Origin of the sequence: Peribacillus sp. Bi96 (assembly GCF_918698115.1) — a bacterium.
In the GTDB taxonomy this organism is placed as follows: domain Bacteria; phylum Bacillota; class Bacilli; order Bacillales; family DSM-1321; genus Peribacillus.
In genome coordinates, this window is the sequence record NZ_CAKKLV010000015.1 from 43,447 (window position 1) to 61,209 (window position 17,763).

The following is a 17,763-nucleotide window of genomic DNA, read 5'->3' on the forward strand; positions in this document are numbered from 1 at the left end:
ACGGAGTTGGTTAAACCACTCCGTGTTTTTTCTTTTCTCTATTCTCCTCATTTTCGCCTGACGAAAGCAACAGATTATATAGGCTGTGCGCCTCAATTAAATTATTTTTGCACTAGATTCTAATCTTTGGCATGAATGCTTAATGTCATCCTCCAACAATAGGGTTTTATCCATTTTAAGAATTCTCTGAGTGCTTCTCCACAAGTTGATACCCTTTCTTGTCAGCTTCTATTCGAATATTTTTTTATCTTTTATCATGTGTAGATAATGAATAATTTTAAATGAGATTGTATCAGTTCATTTTTTCTCCCATAAATAACCTTGAAAACTAGAATTTTTTTCATGCTAGCTTTTTTGAATTTTCTTCTTATTAAATCTATCAGTAGAAAGTTTATCTTCAGTTCATCCATATATCTATTTTAAAAAGGTAATACAAGTTTTTTTCATTTCTTAAAAACCTAATAGCGTATTTCTTGAAGTTCCCTTTTTTAACCTGTTTATCTTGAACAAAAATTGCGATTCTTTTTCAAAAAGATACCTCTTTCATTTGGTAACTGTCTCTCACGTATTCTGTTCTATGAAATTATCGAGATAGTTCATTGGTCATTACAAATCTACTTGAACACTAGACTTCATAATTTTGATTGAAGTTATAAGTGATTTCTTAAGAGCACCATTTAAAGGTTTAAAGATTCAGCGATTTTTAGACCTCAATATAAGTCGTTAAGATATCTATCTATAAAAAGTAATTCATTATCTATAGGCTAGCATACATCTCGAGCAAACGTACTTCGATTGTGGTGTAAAGGAAATAGGGATGGATGTTGTCCCCAATATAAAATATGTTGTGTCAATAATGAAATAAAAACCACCTGTGAGAGCGAAATTGTACGGGAGGAATTATAGCCTAGGATGGAGACTTTTTCCCTTCAAACCCTCCATAGATAATTACACCTTTTCACATTTTTCTGGTTTAATGCCATGAATACTTGCGGACTAACGTATCCTATTTTCCATCATCCAGTTACTCCTCTCCTGTTTTGGATGTTTTTACAGAACTTATGCTCAAATTATTTTATTGGTGAATATAAGCAGAATACACAAGAAAAAATAGGTGGTTTTTCATTCAAATTTGAAATATCACATCTCAAAACTAAAATCAAAAACCAGTAAAAGTAAGGTACAGTAATAGTGAGAATGATCAGATCACATGATGGTTTATTTTATCTCCAGAGTGGCCTCAATGAATCAATAGAACACCTATTCTTTGATGAAAGAAATATTCCCCCAGGGAGAGTTAAAGTACTCCTATCCGAGGGTTTTAGGAATCAACTCATCTAGATATGTTCATAAAAGTTTTCTAATGTTCAGTTGCATACGATTGAGATATATTCTTTAAAAACAAAAAAATTCCACTAGATTAACACATTGCTCAGATGATATTTAACATTTCAAAACAGAAAAATAGTACTAATAAAGTAAAAGGGGGCAGAATAAATGAGGTTTTTATCAGTAGTGGCCGTATTTTTATTTTCTTTTAGTTTTGCTACAGTTGGATTTGCTGAGGAAAATGGTACAAACGTTAGTGATGTGAAACTCACACAAGAAGAGTTAGATTATCTTGTAAATGAAGTTGGCAATACTAAAGAAGAATCCGAGGAATTACCTGTTGAGGTTTCAAGACAATTAATTGAAGAGGAAGCTGAAGTTATTGATTCTGGAACAGAAATTATGGAAATATATATACCAGAATTTAATCAGTCAGGTCAAATGCAAATTAGTAATTTTGCTTCTATCGCTGCCACAACTTTAAAATTAGGTGGAACTGTATATAAAGTAAAAAGTGATCGATCAAAAGAAGATAAATTTTATATATACGGTAACTTTCAATGGTTAAAAACACCTTCCTATAATTTAGTTGATAAAATGACTATTGGTTTCCCTTCAAGTTCAGGACTATATTTGCCTACTAGTGGAGGAAAAGTAAAACAACACCAACACAGATATTCTCAAGATCAACAAGGAAATGGACGTTGGATTGATTATGCAATCAAATATTCTCCAAGTAATTGGGAACCAAGTGCTGGTGTGGCTGGTTCATATGATTTAAAAGCTTCTACTAGTAAAACTAAGCATAAAGGGTATATTGGACAATACGTATATGTTCCTACATCTAAAAATGGTAAAATAAACATAAAACTAGCATATGGTCATAGAAGAGTTGCTGGTACACCTTCTGTGTCCGTTTATCCGGCCGGCTTATCTATTACACCAACTACAGCTACAGATACAAGGTCATATGCATTAACGCTATCTTATTGATCTGTTGTTAGAACGGGGGGACTATGAGGCAAATCATTATTAATTTCATTTTCATTCTAGTAATATCAGTAGTTTTATTTTTTATCCTTAGCTATGATGCATCTTTAGATGAACATTTTATATTGTCTCTTTTAATTATAATTTCCATACAAGTTTCATTAATACTAGCCATTCTATTAAAAAGAAAATAACAGAAAAGATCAGCCATTATTGGGTGATCTTTTCTGTTATTTTTTTGCGGCCATCCTAAGTTGGTCCTTCTACAGATTGTGAAGAGAAGTGTTCCGCCTACCTATTCTAAGGCGCTCTGAAAAGGAATCTAACTGCCTCACCAAACCTTTCAAATATATCATGCAAGCGCTATAAACAAGTTCGGGTTTCCCCTTACAAATTCCACCATAATAAACCACTGGTTAATGAAAAGGCGTAGCCGTGAGCGGTCTTTCCCTTTTTATATTCGTAAAAGCTTGCCTTAAATCATCCTGAAGCAACTATGATATACCTTTATATATATTCTAAAAAACCCTTCATCCACACTAAAAACCCCCGAATGGAACACTTTTTGATGTGTGTCCGTTTTCCGGGGGATTCCTCAATACGATTGTTGGTTTTTTTCGTCTATCCAACTACGATCAATTCATTGAACATCATTTACTATCACTAATATATGAACGTCTACTTATTCAATCCCTGGAAACCATCCTGGAGAGTGGATGATCGCTTGCCATAATGGATCTGGAATCTCAAGTTGCTGCTGGTTATCCTTGTTAATCTTTGTTATGATTTTTGATTCTCTTCCTTGTTCCACTTTTTGTACCCACTCAGGGTCGATTATGAGTTCACGGCCCAATGCGATTAATGGAACGCCAGATTGAAATGCTTTGATCGCATCATCTGCTGTATAGATGGATCCTACACCGATGACGGGAACTTGATCTCCGACACGTTCTTTAATAATTTCTATTCGAGCTCGTTCAACCTCTGCTCCACGTCTTGCTTTTGACCAGAAATCCATTAATGAAACATGAAGATAATCCAGATTCTTTTTCGCAAGTCCATCAACTAATGCAAGTGTATCATCCATAGTGATTCCTGGTGTTTCAGGCTCCTCTGGTGAAAAGCGATATCCTACGATGAACGGATTTTTGGCATGCTCAGCAACTGCCTTTTTCACTTCGTCAACTACCGCTAATGGAAAAGTCAGACGTTTTTCAAGGGTACCTCCCCACTTGTCTTCACGACGGTTTGAATGAGGTGAAAAGAATTGTTGAAGCAAGTAACCATTGGCACCGTGAATTTCGACTCCATCAAAACCAGCTTCAATGGCTCGTCGAGTAGTTTCACCAAAATCAAGAATGATCGATTCAATTTCCTTTTCAGTCAGTTGACGTGGTACAGGTTTCCCTTCGCCTTCCGATGGGATATTGCCTGCACTTACAACATCACCATTCGGAACTAATTCCGGTGGAACCTCGCGGCCGCCATGAAATATTTGTAGAATGGCTATTGCACCTTTTGCTTTAATGGCAGAAGCCAATCGACGTAAACTAGGAATCATTTCATCCGTATCTGCGCCAAATTCACCATGAAAACCTTTACCATTGGCCGTCACATATGTGCATGCTGTTATAACCATGCCCACCCCGTTTGACCGGCGTTCATAATACTTAACTTCAGCATCAGTTACCGTCCCGTCAGGATTCGAAGAGAAATTTGTCATAGGCGCCATTACCAATCGATTTTTCACTTCTAACCCTTTTCCTAAATTGAATGATTCGAACAATGGTGTATATTTAGAATTCATTAGGTAATCCTCCATTTAAATTATGTTTTCTGCCCTTTTACAAGTGCTTGTTAATATAAGCTTTAATACTACATCACATATCACGAATGTTAAAATCAACAAAAAATCATGCATGCTTTTCAATTAATGCCGAAATTGCCTCCTTGGGCTGGAATCCAATAGCTTGATCTACCTTTTCTCCATCTTTGAAAAGAATTAGGGCTGGAATTCCCATCACTCCATATTCGCTTGTAGTATTTGAATTTTCATCCACATTAAGTTTTACGATCTTAACCTGATCACCCTTTTCATCATCAATTTCATTAAGCACTGGTGCAATCATTTTACATGGACCGCACCAAGGTGCCCAAAAATCAACCAGTACTAAACCTTCTTTTATTTCACTAGCAAAATTATCATCTGTTACATGTTCGATTGTCATAATCATTTCCTCCTTGTATTATCTGAAATTTTTATGGTTTTGACTCATCATCTATTTAAATCGAGATTCCTGATTCTATTTTCCGAGGTGAAAAACTCGGATTTCTTAGCCTTTATTTTTGGGTGGATTTTAATGGATTCCAATTTACCAGATAACTCCATAAACCACGTCTCATCTTTAGAAAGTAAAGCCAAATCAATTAATGCCATAAGATGACTTTCGTTACTAACATCTAAATCCGGAAGCTTTTCAGTCCATTTACTCGGAATCCAAATTGATTTCCCAACCGTTTTTTCATTGTCACTTTCCACAACATTCACTTTAACGATTTCTCGATTATCATTTATTATTTCAATGAAACCATGGATTAGTTCCCCGTCTCTTGATCTTCCTTGTACCCAATCACCATTTTCAAATAGATTATTTTCGGTCATATCCATAACACCCCTTATATGTTCATTTGGCTTTCACGCTATAAGTTATAGTTTATTAACTGTAAAAATAAAATATACAGTAAGTATAAAGAAAAAAATTAAATCAATATCACGGACATTGTTTAATTTTTTTCAAAAAAGTGCTTAGCGTTATATTCTCTAAATATTTCTCAAAATATAATTCAGCTTCATCGAATATTTGATCCATAACCACTTGGGTATTGGAAGAAATCACACATTGTTTCTCCGGATCACCTGTACACCACTTAGGCTTCAAGGTTCCATGTGAGACCGTAATATAGATATCAGCCAAACTTACCTCTTCAGGATTGCAGTCAAGAATATAGCCACCGCCAACACCCTCTTTAGTCTTAACGAATCCTTTATTTCGCAAGCAGCTCATCATTTTCCGAATCCTTGCCGAGTTTGTACAAACGTTTTCTGCGATAGACTCACTGCTTGCCATATGATCTGGTAGATAAGCTAAATAGACCAAACTATGCACAGCTATTGTAAAATCACTATTCACTTTTTACATCCTCCTCAAGGAGATTACTGTAATTTTAATCTTTACAGTTGATTAAGTCAACTCAAAAAACTGAACAGCCTATTCAACTTTGTTGATTACTTTTTCATTGCATTGAAATTCTCCCCTATTCACTTAGGATAGGAGTTTTCATTGACCATTGTTGCGAAAAGGTTATTGCCGCATTAGTCGCTCTTACATTCACTTGTGATTGATCACTAATATCCTCGGGATGATAAGAACCTCTAGAGACCATATAATCTCACTAATGTCCCCGTTTGTTGATACAACTGCCCTTAGCTTTTCCCGTAATGCGGCCCTCAATTCAGGCTTAGCTGTTTCAGTTATTGCGAATGGAGTATTTCTTATTCCTGATTTGTCAGTAATAAAAAGGCAGTTGCAATCACCTGATTCTCCTGCATTTCTAATATTCCCATTAAAGGTATCTCTCCTTTACTTTAAAATTACTTCCTTATCTTTCGTTGTTCAAAAGGTCTTATTCATTATTTTTGATTATTTTCAAAGAAAGTTCAGGAGTCAAACCTGGAGATAAAGTTATCATTCCGGGGAAACAAAGAAAAAAATCCCTTACTTTACTTAAAAGCAAGAGAGTATGTTATATGTTAGTCTTTTATATTGTTATTGGGAGTCTCATCAGGATTGGACTGTTCATAACCTCCGCCTTGTTCTACGTTTAAATGAGTATCGGGACCGCCATCTCCATCACGTTAATAACCTGATACTGCTGTACCATCTGATCTTGAATAGTCATCAACATAACCAGGACTTACCTCATGATCCATTATATCCACCACTCCAACAACTGCTACAGTAGTAATAAGGCCTGACGCCCCTTTTTTCACCATTTCCATATCGCCATCTATAGCTCCAACAACCACTTCTCCACTGTTCTTCACGGCATTTTTAGCTGTTTAGTAAACTCCCTTGGCCGTTCTGCCAACTGCATCTCCCATGTTATTTAATCCCATATCACGTTTATTCAAATCATCTTGTTCGATTCCTGAAACCGTATTAACTGCTCCGTCTGTAAAAGTCCCCAATGTATCTCCAGTAAATGTGGAAGCCTTTTTTACTCCGTCTCCAATATCCTCAAGTAATCTTGCTCCAGTAACTTCTCCCACCTATTTAATCGGACCACCAACAACTGTACCTGCAATAATGCCAAGACCTTTACCTAAACTGCGTAAAAAACCCATACTTTAACCCCCTGCCGAATTGCCCATACATATATCATATAGATCAAATTTGCTTTTTCCTACCTTTTTTAATGCTCTAAAATAATGTATGTCATCATGAGTTTCTTCACGGCATCGGTCCCTCTATTTATCCACTTTATTTGCATGAAGTGTTTCAACCATGATTCTACGATTATACATCCATTCCATCATCTATATAGTCTTAAGTCTTGGGTACTATTGCTTTCTACTTGCTTCATTTTTATTTAGAAGATCCTTCTTTCTTTCTCATGCCTTCTTCATGGTTTCTCTATTGAACCTTATACTTGTGGTTATTCCATTTTCTTCCTCTAAACTAACAAAAAACCTCTTTCTCTGTATTTTCAATCAGAGAAAGAGGTTTCGGATTAATAAATGAAAGATAAAGCAAAAACAAGGAAAATTTATGATGAAAGATTCACTCTTCAAGGTAGTTTATGATTTGCTTATCTTATAATTGCTATCAATCAATTGTTAAAACCTAGAGCCACAAGGTTTATTTTGTTTGTTGTTTATTCATTGCACTCATCATTTGATTAATTTTCTTTTGGGATGGTTTCATACCCATTTGCATCATCATCATTTTCAGCATCTGTTCGTTAATTGGCGGATTTTTCTTTAAGTAATCCATCATGTATTTACGAGCGATGAAAAATCCCAGCACTAATCCAGCAATCAATGCCAGTACGCCAACTAGAATGTAAACCCACATACTATTTCCTCCTTCGTGTTGTCTAACATCAGTGTACTAGACCAAAGGTTATTATACAATACCCGCTACTGAAAAGTCCCCCATTTAGACAAATTTTCTTTCTTTTATCGGTTTTAACCAGCCGTATTTTTCATGTTCAAAATCAATGGCCAGAAAACTCGCTTCGTATTTTCGAATGCATTCAAAGAAAGCTGTCTCTGCTTCATAATCTCCTTCTGCTTTAAGTGTAATGGATTCATCCTGGATAATTAAAACGGCTTTACTCGATCCGTTTGTTTTTTCAAGATAGTATTTTCCATTTCGAGACCAAAAATTCATCTTTTTTTGCAAGCGTTGTTCAACGGCTACCTGCAATTGGAGAATGGGGACTGTCTTGGTGACAAATTCGATTTGTTTTTGCAAAATACTCTTCAATCGGCCCCTTGCTTGAATATGCTCCAAAAACAAATTGAAAAATAGCTTTTCTCTTCCATAATAATGATGGGCAAATTCATCTTCGATTAAAAAAATCTGATAGGTTCTCATCAGCCAATGCCTCCTAGCTTTCCTATTTTGGTAACCAGAACAACTTAACACCAGGACCTTCCATTATTTTCTATTCATAATGACTTTCCCCTTTAATTGACACATTTAAACGAAAATTAATTATTCTCATTATATATTGACAAACCAACAAGATATGTTGTTTGCTGGAGAAATTTTCTTCTTTTTTTGTCGAATGAAAGATTTTCCGTAGAATAGGTGCACTTTCAACATACATGAATAAATTTCGATAAAAAAACTGACACCATACCAGTTGGTGTCAGTTCCCTTACTTTTATTTAAGCATTTCTTTAACACGAGCAACTACATTTTCTACAGTGAAACCAAACTCTTGCATGATCTTACCGCCTGGTGCAGAAGCTCCAAAATGATTGATGGCCAATATTTCACCCTCATCACCTGCATAACGATCCCAACCAAAAGGTGACGCCACTTCGATGGCTAGACGTTTTTTCACTGCCGGATTAATTACACTTTGTTTATATTCTTTAGATTGAGTTTCAAATCGATCCCATGATGGCATGCTGATTACCGAAACTTCAATTCCTTCTGTTGCTAAAGCTTTCTGTGCTTCTACAGCCAAGTTCACTTCGGAACCTGTCGCAAGGAGTAATGCATCGGCTACTTCTTTCTTAGAAGCGGAGATGATGTAAGCCCCTTTGGAAACACCTTCATAAGCAGTTTCGGAAGTGTCTTTTATTGTTGGTAATCCTTGACGTGTAAGTACAAGGGCAGTTGGTTTATTTGTAGACTCCATAGCCACTTTCCAAGCTGCTGCCGTTTCATTACCATCAGCTGGACGGATAACGCCCAGGTTCGGCATAGCCCGTAATGATGCCAACTGTTCAATTGGCTCATGTGTCGGTCCATCTTCCCCTACAGCAATGCTGTCATGGGTGAAAACATAAGTAACAGGTAAGCCCATCAATGCTGCCATTCTTATGGCAGGACGTAAGTAATCAGAGAATACGAAGAATGTTCCCCCGTACACTTTTAATCCACCGTGAAGGGTCATCCCATTCAAAGCCGCCCCCATAGCAAACTCACGTACACCAAACCAGATATTACGACCACTGTAATTGCCTGGTAATAGATCTGTCTCACCTTTGATGGCAGTATTATTAGACCCAGCTAAATCTGCTGAACCACCGATGAAGCTAGGAACTCTTTTGGCAATCGCATTTAATACTTCCCCACTTGAAGCACGGGAAGCTAATGTTTTACCTTCTTCATAGACCGGAATATCCTGATCCCATTCAGCAGGCATTTCACCTTTGATTGCTAACTCCAATTGTTCAGCTAACTCAGGATGTGCTTCTTTATAATTTTTGAACAATTCGTTCCATGCTTCTTCTTTTTGAGCGCCTGCATCTACACAAGCTTCATTGAAATGTGAATACACTTCTTCAGGAACGTAGAAATCCTCTTCAAATGTCCATTTATATGCTTCCTTAGTCAGCTTCAGCTCATCTGCACCAAGCGGAGCGCCGTGAACAGCAGATTTACCTGAACGGTTTGGTGAACCGTAACCAATAACGGTTTTCACTTCTATTAATGTTGGGCGTGTATCATCAGATTTCGCTTCTTCAATCGCTTTAGCAATTCCCTGAAGATCATTGCCATCCTCAACACGGATATATTGCCAGCCATAAGATTTGAACCGGTCTGCTACACTTTCACTAAATGATTGGCTTAAGTCGCCATCAAGGGAAATGTCATTAGAATCATATAAAACAACAAGTCTTCCAAGTTGAAGATGTCCGGCTAATGAAGCGGCTTCTGCAGAAACGCCTTCCATTAAATCTCCATCTCCACAAATGCTATATGTAAAGTGATCGACAACATTATATGAATCACGGTTATAGCTTTCTGCCAAGTGGCGTTCTGCCATTGCCATACCAACTGCCATTGCAATCCCTTGCCCGAGCGGTCCTGTCGTTGCATCTACACCAGCAGTATGTCCGAATTCAGGATGACCTGGAGTTTTGCTGCCCCATTGGCGGAAGCTTTTCAAATCATCGATAGATAAGCCATATCCTGATAAATGAAGAAGGCTGTATAACAGCATAGATCCATGACCAGCTGAAAGAACAAAGCGATCTCTATTAAACCAATCTGGATTTTTTGGGTTATGATTCATGTATTCAGTCCATAGTTTATACGCCATTGGCGCTGCACCCATTGGCATACCTGGATGACCTGAATTAGCCTTTTCAATTGCATCAATCGATAATGTACGAATCGTATTGATGGAAAGTGCATCTAATTTATCTAACATATTGTAAAACATCCCTTCCTGTAATGTACCTCTTTATATTATAGTGACCTGCATAATATCACAACTAAAATCACTATTTACTACCTCAATACTTCAATTTTTAAAAAAATTTGGAAGTCCCCTATTTAGATTAAACTAAATGGGAGAATACATACATGAATGCAATTTCTTATTAATCATAAAGCAAAAAGAATCTTCCAATGGAGTGTACCATCAGAAAATTCCAAGCATTAATGTAAGTTTCTTTTATCTTTTATATCTTTTATCTTTTGAGGAGTGACATCATTACCTTCTGGATCGACAATTTTTACATGCTCCAACGTATTGGACATGGACCGTCTAAATGTTTCCAAATACTCACTTCTTAATTGTGTTTGCTCTTTCGCCTCAACTTCCGTTAAGCCTTCTTCCTTTGCTTTTTTAGAAAGTTCATTAATACGTGTTAATTTTTCTTGTGATAGCATAATTTCGCTCCTTCATAATCTGCGGATATTGTCATGGTATTAAAAAAAAAGCGAAATTACAAGTTCTAAGATTGACTTTCCTGTGTATTTTGTTGATGTTCAAGAAAGCGTCGGTTCACAGTAGCTTTAGATACATGGTAGCCAAAGCCCCTTAAAGTGGCTGCGATTTCTGCAAACGTCAATCCATTAGCCCGAAGTTTAATAATTTCTTCAATAGGAATCTCCTTACGTTCCCTGCCGGTAGAATTCCTCTGATTATGAAGATTTTTTTGAGGGCGGTATCCTTTTTCAACGGCTCTTAACATGCCGCGTTTTATTTTCAAATTATGTAATTTCCTTTGATATTCTTCGACAATACCGACTATCTGGATGACCATGGCATCTGAATCCGATAACTCAAGTTCCCCATCGTGTGAGAGAGTATAAACTTTCACGCCTTCTTTAAGAATGACATGGAAGAGGGCAATTTTCGCATTCCCTCTCCCCAGCCTTGTTTCGTCTTGGATTAATAGAACTTCAGCTTCTTTGGTTTTAAATAGTTCAAGCATGTCAAAAATGCCATCACGGTTTAACTCATAACCACTAGCCTGTTCTTTTATTATGGAAACAACTTCTACATCCATCTTCTCTGCCAATTTGACCAATTCATCTTCCTGCCTTGCCAATGATGTTTCCTGCGACTCTTTTTCTGTGCTAACCCTGCAATAGATTATTGCCTTCATAATACCCTACCTTCGCTACTTACTGCTCACTTGCCAAATTCTGAACAAGTTCTTCCCCTTTAACAGGAATGACAATGACTTGACCAGGTTTAATTGAATCCGCCCTGACCCCATTATGCTCTTCTATCCAACCAATGAATTCTTTTTTTGTCAAATTAGCTTCTTCATATTCTTCGGCAATTCCCCATAAGGTGTCACCTTCACTTACTTCTATAGAAAGGAAATCCTTTTTTTGATCGTTATTTAATGTGCAAGAGAATAAAATTGAAAAGATGAATACAGATCCCGCTAATAGAATCGTATAAATATAGTTTTTGTATAAATTTTTCATAAATATCCCTCCAAAGCGAATGTTCGTTCGTATGTTATATTCAAATTATAATACGAACGTTTGTTTCAGTCAATAACAAAATTCGAACTTATGTTTGTATAGAGATGGGGGCCATGATATAATAAAGCAAAGAACATTGGAGAAGAGGTGCAAAAATGACTAAACTATCAAAACGGCAGCAAGATATTCTTGATTTCATTAAAGAAGAAGTCCGCCAAAAAGGGTATCCACCTTCCGTAAGGGAGATTGGCGAAGCAGTGGGACTTGCATCAAGTTCAACAGTTCACGGACATTTATCCCGCCTGGAAAGCAAAGGGCTGATAAGACGTGACCCTACCAAGCCGAGGGCCATTGAAATCCTGAATTTAGAAGAAGCCAACAGTATTCCGAAAACGAATGTCGTGAACGTACCTTTACTTGGAAAAGTAACAGCGGGCATGCCGATTACGGCCATTGAGAACATAGAAGAATACTTCCCGCTTCCCGAAAGCATGGTTCCACATGATGACCATGTATTCATGCTCGAAATCATGGGAGAGAGTATGATCGAGGCAGGAATTCATGATGGGGATTATGTCATCGTGAAACAACAAAGCAGTGCCAATAACGGAGATATCGTCGTGGCCATGACTGAAGATGATGAAGCCACTGTAAAACGATTCTTTAAGGAACCGGATTACATAAGGCTTCAGCCTGAGAACTCAAATATGGAACCCATTATTTTAAGAGATGTTTCGATACTTGGAAAAGTAATAGGCTTATATAGACAAATACACTAAAAGCGCTAAAGGCGCTTTTTTTGTTTGTTTTAATTTATGTCCCAAACTCTCTCATTATGCATATGTAAGACTAGGTTTTGATTACTATTTTTTAATAGTATGGAATTTTATAGGATTATTTCAATTTCCCCTTTTTCTTTTAAGGTTGATAGGAAAGTAAACTATCGCCATTCGGTGCGTGGAAGCCTATGTAAATGTAACCTTTTGTTAAATTAAAAAAAGAGAGGAATAAATTCACCACTCAGATAAAATTCATTACACTTTCGCCGATCAAGTTAAAAAATCTGTACTTCCATAAAATCCTATGCTTTGGCAGGCTCAAAGACGGAATCTTGACGGTATGATTATCTTCAACAATTCTGAATCATACTTCTCTATATTTCGGTTCTTAGCCATAGCCCAAATCGAATTTTTCTGTGCTTCTCAGTAGTCATTTTCTACTATGACAGCAGTATATAAATTTCTATCTACCCAGTTGGATATTTTCTGAATCGTTAAACTGGCGTACCGTTGACACCTAAACCATTTTATCCTCCAACGTAGAAAAAGCCATCACATCCATTACTTTCCTTGGATTGATGGCTTTATAAATTGACCGTTGAAAATCTTCAAAGCTGTTCGAATTACCTTTCTTTGATAAATGACTTCTTTCGTAAAAATTACTGTGGTATAAATCCTACCTAAATGGTGAAAGTTAATTTTGTATATCTTCCAATTTAAGGTGGTGAAATTATGGACTTCCCGACCATCCATACAAATTTTTGGGATGCAGTGATAGCCATTCCTACCATAATAATACTAACTCAACTGATTAAGGTTTTGTTTCATACTCCTAAAAAATTCATCCCTACCATCGCATTAGTTCTTGGCTTGTTCATTTCCATTTTCATCAGCCATAGAAATCATTTGGTTGCAGGAATTTTTATGGGCTGGTTTTATGGCTATGCAAGCATAGGCAATTACGCTGCGCTCAAAACTGGCATTTTGTCCTATAGAGCATCTAATGAAAAGACAGATTAGCTATCAGGTGTATGGCCGTCGATGAAATTCATTCATCTATTAAATCCATAGGCTACTGCACAGCATCTATGCCATCGACCACTCGCAATTTATATTGCGGTATGCTGCTGTAAGAACGAATAGGCAAACTGTTTTGTTCGTTCATCTTTCACATAGAAACCACTCTCAAGATCCGTTGAACTTTCATTAATCTCCTTGATAAATTTCTGGTGGTAAAGGCTTCTTTCCACTGTTTTCACGATCTTGATTTATTTCTTCGACTGTAGACAAACTCGAAAATAATTGAGTTTGTCTCAGTTTTTTAGGTTTGTAAATTCGAACGTTGCCTCCAGGCACTCGCTTTCAGCGTTCGGTCCGGGATGCCTTCAATAAAGAGAAGGCATCTTCTTCTTATTTTTCAATATAAACAGAACGAATTAGCGTACGGGTTCTTTCAGCACCACTCACACTTTTTTCCATGACATCAATCGTTACATTATAAACACCCGATTTAGGTACATCTGGAAGGGTACCTGAAAAATTTTCTTTGTCCATTACTTGAATAGAGCTTTTTTCATTAATTTCATTCCCGGATTCATCTAACAAATGAACCATAAAAGTGGTGCTGATTGGCCCTTTTTTATTATTGATAGGATTCTTTATTAAAAATTTCGCATCCTTTTGCTTAACCTTTCCAGGCATGCTTAATGTAATGGGATTCTTTTCGTTAAATTGTGCGGTTAACAGGTATGCATCAGTTGGTGACTTAGTCTTCATTCGCACTCTCCAGTCCCCAATTTCAAGGTTGTTTCCATTAAATGTTTGGATGGTTGCACCATTAAAAAAGGAAGCTTCATTTTTTGCAGAGTGGACTTTTACCGAAGGCGAATGCCTTTTATTGGATGGAGAAATTAATTCAACCTCAACATCTTTTGAGGCTGTATATATGGTTATCATACCTGGGGCTGCTTCATTTACATGGAAACTTTGTTCGTTCCAGATATTTTGTTGCAGTTCACCGCCTAGAACGGTTTGTGCGAGAGCGGTTGTAATGACATCATCTTCAACTTGTTGTTTATATTTTACAATTACACTCGGAAGCTCAACGGTAGAAGCGCTTCTTAAATAGGGCTCAATTCTTGGAAATACAGCTGAACCCACTCGAATATTATCGTGATCTAAGTTTGGATCAGTAAACAAATGTGACGCATAGGGAATTTTTGAACTCCATACATTCACTAAACCATCATTTTCTCCATACGTAGATAAATATTGTCCCCCCATTGATAAAGCAGAAAGTGCTGGTCCTCTATTCATTCCTGTCACCGTGAAATACATGTTTTTACGAGAGTTAACATGGTTGTCCGTGGCAGAGCGAAATTCCGCCATTTTGCCAACTTGCAAAGAATATGTTCCATCATCTTTTTGACCTAAAAGCGAACCAAGCCAACCTGCATACCAGCTATAAGCCAAATCAGCTAGATGAGAACCGTGATGTGGAGAAGCTAAAGTGATGATCCTGCCAACATATTGGTGGGCTCCATAGTGTACAAGAGCCGCTTGGGTGTCTGGTCCACCTTTGCTGTGAGCAATAACATTTACTTTTTCTCCGCCGAAATGGGTACTGATTTCCTCAAGCATGGATGCTAACAGCCTACCATTATCATATTGGCTAGCAGATCCATTACCAGCTGAATCATAAAGCTGAACAAAAACGGTTTGGTAGCCAGCCTCATATGCTTTGGTATACATATCATTGATACCATGATAATCCGTTTCACCGTACCAGCTTGTTGAGCTGCCATTTTTCCCTTGAACAAATACGATAGGTGGTTTATTTACGTCAAGATTGGGAGGGATGCTTCCCAGAAACCAATCCCCTGGGCTGAAAGTTTCGGAAGGCGGCTTCAATTTTCCCGCTGTGGAAATGTCTGGTTTTGCCATAATTAATATTGTTAATATAAGGACAAGAAAAATGACATAATTGATTATATTCCTTTTCAATTGTTATCTCCTCCCATATCCTTTGTAATTTTGAATCTCCTATTATCTATGTCCTCCTTTACCAAGTCTGCTTTATCCATTCATTAGTTTATATTTGTACTTTTACAATCCATTACCTGCAATCTTTATAAAAATGGGAGAAAAAAACTAGAAGGAATTCATTAATATAGAGATAAAGTATGAGGATGCGTCATTGTTACTTACGGACGATTTCTATAAACTCATTTCGATTGGCGGAGAGTGCTTAACTTTGAGGGATATTTTCTTTAACTTCATGCCCCACTTTTAGTGATTCTCTTTTTTCACAACGTACAAAAATAGGATTTCACAATAAGGACACAGTTGAGCTTTAGAAATTATGGAAGAAGACCTTATCATCACATGCAGTTTAAGTTCCTTACGTAAAAATGAGAACAAGCCCTTCTCGCAAAGGATAAAGGGCTTGACTATTTATGAACCTCCGTACTAATTCCTTTGAATATGACACTATCCGATTGCCCCTAATCTTGGTGTTTTTGACAACAATTTTTCCAATAGATACACAATTAATCTCTTTTTTAAACAAAACCCTTACACATTGCTAAAGAGAATTCCCTTTCCAATCGCAATGGTACTAACGGCTGCTCCTACAGCAACTTTTCCATCCACTACACCAAACTTATATGGACTTTTGTATCCCCTTGGCGGGTTAGAGTTGCCGATGAAAAGATTTTCCATATCGTCATGAAGCACATTTAGCCTTTGACCCTTTAACTACATTTAAAGTGTAGGTGAGGGTCAAAAAAAATGATATCATCGATCGAGAATCCTACACATTCAGCAAACATATACGCCTTATCAATCCGCAACGGAATCTTATATTGCTCATAGTCAATGTAGGTCCTTTTGGCCATCTTTAGCACTTTTGCCATTTCTTCTTGAGTTATACCTTTATACTTCCTAGCTTGTTTAAGTGTGAATTTAACGTTTGTCATATCTTGTCACCCCCTATTATAAAAATAATATCACACTTGAAGTATAGTTTCCAACAATTTTTTGTAAAATTCACGCACTTTGAGTTTACTCACTTTCACTCATGGTGTATATTCGAGGTAGAGGTGAAGAAATATGCACATTGGTGAACGGATTAAAATGTTTAGAAAAGAACGAAAAATGACACAAGAAGATTTGGCAAAAATATTAAAAGTGGCCCCAACGGCAGTTTCAGCTTGGGAATCAGGGCGGAATAAGCCATTAATGGATAAATTGAGCATGATGTCCACCTGCTTTGAAGTACCTCTTTCTCACCTCATTGAAGGAACACCTATCGTTAAAAATAATCCTTCAATGGAATTTTTAAACGAAAATAATGTTAGATTAATTGGTGTCTACGGAAATATCCATGCTGGAGAGCCAAATTTTACCCATGAATATATAGAAGCGTATATGCCGACATTAAATTCCATGCTAAAAACCGATCAAGAATACTTTTTCCTTAGAGTAAATGGCAACAGCATGAACAAAGAATTCAGTGACGGATCCTTGATCCTTGTTGAAAAAACAACCTACGTCGATAATGGGAAAATTGGTGTGGTCTTAGTAAATGGGTACGATGCTACTGTCAAAAAAGTAAATATTAACGAAGAAAGCATCACACTAACTCCCTGCAGCACGGATCCTTTTTATGAAGAAAAAATCTATCATATCAAAAATGATCGCGTACGAATTTTAGGGAAAGTGGTTCAAGCGATTAAAATATACGATTGAAAACTCAGTGCCCTTTAGGGTTTCATTAGTGGCAATGAAGAAATTGTTTACATACAACGACCCTATCTTTACGATGGTCATCTTTTAAAAACATTCAATTTGGTGATACATATAAGGTACAGGCCATATGGTTTGTGCTTTTTTAGTCTTGTTTTAATGAAACATGGATTTAAAATATCATATAAGAATCGATAATAAAATATAATAATGAACATTTGCCCCTGTAGCTCTAGAAGGGAAGAGCGCCGGAAAACATTGTAGCCACCGGGTCGCAAGGTAAGGGTTTCAGAAGCACCGAAAAGCAAATAAGCTGAGGCAGGTGCAATTCCTGCCGGTGAAAATCCGTAGGGAAGCGTGTTCTCCCCTAACCTATGCTTACCGAAAGGAGTGCGGGTTCGAATCCCGTCAGGGGCTTGTTTCTCTATAAAACTGCCATCTATTAT

General features: G+C 37.0%; 19 protein-coding genes and 1 pseudogene. 4 read left to right on the forward strand and 16 right to left on the reverse strand.

All coding sequences use genetic code 11. From position 1 onward, the window contains the following. The first annotated feature begins 1,497 nt into the window (after positions 1-1,497). Positions 1,498-2,322, forward strand: coding sequence for a hypothetical protein (locus LQ203_RS17710; RefSeq protein WP_230159716.1), 825 nt, complete (start codon positions 1,498-1,500; stop codon positions 2,320-2,322). Positions 2,323-3,001: 679 nt separating this feature from the next. Here the strand turns inward: LQ203_RS17710 and LQ203_RS17715 are convergent. The 12 genes from LQ203_RS17715 to LQ203_RS17770 all read right to left on the reverse strand — a co-directional run bounded on the left by LQ203_RS17715 (position 3,002) and on the right by LQ203_RS17770 (position 11,792). Further along, entirely contained in the window at positions 3,002-4,126 is a 1,125-nt protein-coding gene (locus LQ203_RS17715) for an NADH-dependent flavin oxidoreductase (protein ID WP_230159718.1), read from the reverse strand. Between the two features lie 106 nt (positions 4,127-4,232). Then, positions 4,233-4,547, reverse strand: coding sequence for a thioredoxin (gene trxA, locus LQ203_RS17720; protein ID WP_230159720.1), 315 nt, complete (start codon positions 4,545-4,547; stop codon positions 4,233-4,235). Positions 4,548-4,594: 47 nt separating this feature from the next. Beyond that, positions 4,595-4,981 (reverse strand): IDEAL domain-containing protein, encoded by a 387-nt coding sequence (locus tag LQ203_RS17725; protein ID WP_230159722.1) that lies wholly within the window; start codon positions 4,979-4,981, stop codon positions 4,595-4,597. 109 nt (positions 4,982-5,090) lie between these two features. Next, on the reverse strand, positions 5,091-5,510 hold the full coding sequence (locus LQ203_RS17730; RefSeq protein WP_230159724.1) for an Rrf2 family transcriptional regulator: 420 nt from the start codon (positions 5,508-5,510) through the stop codon (positions 5,091-5,093). 725 nt (positions 5,511-6,235) lie between these two features. Further along, complete coding sequence (locus LQ203_RS17735; protein WP_230159725.1) at positions 6,236-6,424, reverse strand: hypothetical protein; 189 nt, start codon at positions 6,422-6,424, stop codon at positions 6,236-6,238. A gap of 15 nt (positions 6,425-6,439) precedes the next feature. After that, positions 6,440-6,649 carry a hypothetical protein gene (locus tag LQ203_RS17740; RefSeq protein WP_230159727.1) on the reverse strand — a complete coding sequence of 70 codons (210 nt, stop codon included), beginning with the start codon at positions 6,647-6,649 and terminating at the stop codon, positions 6,440-6,442. Positions 6,650-7,238: 589 nt separating this feature from the next. Next, positions 7,239-7,454, reverse strand: coding sequence for a YneF family protein (locus LQ203_RS17745; RefSeq protein ID WP_230159729.1), 216 nt, complete (start codon positions 7,452-7,454; stop codon positions 7,239-7,241). A gap of 84 nt (positions 7,455-7,538) precedes the next feature. Further along, positions 7,539-7,979, reverse strand: a complete 441-nt coding sequence (gene sirA / locus LQ203_RS17750) for a sporulation inhibitor of replication protein SirA (RefSeq protein ID WP_230159731.1) — start codon at positions 7,977-7,979, stop codon at positions 7,539-7,541. 292 nt (positions 7,980-8,271) lie between these two features. Next, positions 8,272-10,275 carry a transketolase gene (tkt, locus tag LQ203_RS17755; RefSeq protein WP_230159733.1) on the reverse strand — a complete coding sequence of 668 codons (2,004 nt, stop codon included), beginning with the start codon at positions 10,273-10,275 and terminating at the stop codon, positions 8,272-8,274. Between the two features lie 230 nt (positions 10,276-10,505). Next, entirely contained in the window at positions 10,506-10,739 is a 234-nt protein-coding gene (locus LQ203_RS17760; RefSeq protein ID WP_230159735.1) for a DUF896 domain-containing protein, read from the reverse strand. Positions 10,740-10,804: 65 nt separating this feature from the next. Beyond that, positions 10,805-11,461, reverse strand: a complete 657-nt coding sequence (locus LQ203_RS17765; RefSeq protein WP_230159737.1) for a recombinase family protein — start codon at positions 11,459-11,461, stop codon at positions 10,805-10,807. A 19-nt stretch (positions 11,462-11,480) separates the two neighbouring features. Continuing rightward, a complete protein-coding gene (locus tag LQ203_RS17770) occupies positions 11,481-11,792 on the reverse strand; it encodes a LysM peptidoglycan-binding domain-containing protein (protein ID WP_230159745.1) in 312 nt (103 codons plus the stop codon). A gap of 155 nt (positions 11,793-11,947) precedes the next feature. Here LQ203_RS17770 and lexA point away from each other — a divergent pair, with 155 nt between their 5' ends. Beyond that, positions 11,948-12,571: a transcriptional repressor LexA gene (gene lexA, locus LQ203_RS17775; RefSeq protein ID WP_230159747.1), complete on the forward strand. Its 624-nt coding sequence runs from the start codon at positions 11,948-11,950 to the stop codon at positions 12,569-12,571. Between the two features lie 732 nt (positions 12,572-13,303). Further along, a complete protein-coding gene (locus LQ203_RS17780; protein WP_230159748.1) occupies positions 13,304-13,591 on the forward strand; it encodes a hypothetical protein in 288 nt (95 codons plus the stop codon). A 95-nt stretch (positions 13,592-13,686) separates the two neighbouring features. Here the strand turns inward: LQ203_RS17780 and LQ203_RS17785 are convergent. The 4 genes and pseudogenes from LQ203_RS17785 to LQ203_RS17800 all read right to left on the reverse strand — a co-directional run. Next, positions 13,687-13,849 (reverse strand): annotated as a pseudogene (locus LQ203_RS17785) (IS5/IS1182 family transposase); the annotation flags it as partial. 132 nt (positions 13,850-13,981) lie between these two features. Then, positions 13,982-15,514, reverse strand: coding sequence for an alpha/beta fold hydrolase (locus LQ203_RS17790; protein ID WP_356714738.1), 1,533 nt, complete (start codon positions 15,512-15,514; stop codon positions 13,982-13,984). 630 nt (positions 15,515-16,144) lie between these two features. Further along, positions 16,145-16,306: a hypothetical protein gene (locus LQ203_RS17795; protein WP_230159753.1), complete on the reverse strand. Its 162-nt coding sequence runs from the start codon at positions 16,304-16,306 to the stop codon at positions 16,145-16,147. Positions 16,307-16,323: 17 nt separating this feature from the next. Continuing rightward, entirely contained in the window at positions 16,324-16,548 is a 225-nt protein-coding gene (locus LQ203_RS17800) for a helix-turn-helix transcriptional regulator (RefSeq protein ID WP_230159755.1), read from the reverse strand. Positions 16,549-16,681: 133 nt separating this feature from the next. Here LQ203_RS17800 and LQ203_RS17805 point away from each other — a divergent pair, with 133 nt between their 5' ends. After that, the gene (locus tag LQ203_RS17805; RefSeq protein ID WP_230159757.1) at positions 16,682-17,320 is read left to right on the forward strand and encodes an XRE family transcriptional regulator; all 639 of its coding nucleotides are present in this window, start codon (positions 16,682-16,684) and stop codon (positions 17,318-17,320) included. Positions 17,321-17,763: the final 443 nt, after the last annotated feature.